This window comes from Roseomonas sp. TAS13 (assembly GCF_001950415.1).
GTDB classification, from domain to species: Bacteria; Pseudomonadota; Alphaproteobacteria; order Acetobacterales; family Acetobacteraceae; genus Roseomonas; species Roseomonas mucosa.
This window is the reverse complement of the sequence record NZ_BDLP01000788.1, coordinates 1-618: the sequence shown is the minus strand read 5'-3', so window position 1 is coordinate 618 and position 618 is coordinate 1. Positions and strand designations below refer to the sequence as shown.

Sequence of the window (618 nt, the reverse complement as noted above, 5' to 3'; positions counted from 1 at the left end):
AACGCTGGAGTGCCATGACCAGTGCATCGATGCCCAACTCCGCCCTCAGAGGGTCGGCCATGGACCAGCCGACGATCTCGCGCGTGGCCATGTCCTTGATCGCGGCCAGATACAGCCAGCCCTCCCCGGTAGGCAGGTAGGAGATGTCGGCCAACCACACCTGATCTGGCCACTCGGCCGCGAAGTTCCGCAGCAGCAGGTTGGGGGCGATCGGGAGGTCATGGCGGCTGTTCGTGGTGCGCGGCACCCGACGGCGCCCCTGGCGCGCGCAGAGCCCCATCTCGCGCATCAGCCGCTCCACGCGCCGTCGGCCATGTCGGCGCCCCTCTCGGCGCAACTCGGCATGAACCCGTGGCGAACCATAGACCCGGCGCCCGGCAGCGAAGATCCGGTCGATGTGCCCGCGCAGATCGGCCTCGGCCTCCGCTCGGGTCTGGACGGTGGGGATCGCGTGCAGCCAGGCGTAGAAGCCGGAGACGCTCGCGCCGATGACCCGGCATAGGGTCGCGACGGCGTGGTTGCCCCGCTCGGCTGACACGAAGGCGAACTTCGTCACGCAATCCCTTTGGCAAAAACCGCCGCGGCCTTGCGCAGGATGACGTTCTCCTCCTCCAGCCG

At 68.8% G+C, this 618-nt stretch carries 1 protein-coding gene; it reads right to left on the bottom strand.

Going from position 1 to position 618, the window contains the following annotated elements:
• Positions 1-538, bottom strand: a 538-nt coding sequence (locus tag ROTAS13_RS25520; protein WP_371329406.1) for an IS3 family transposase, incomplete at its 3' end; no start/stop codon positions are given.
• Positions 539-618 lie beyond the last annotated feature (80 nt).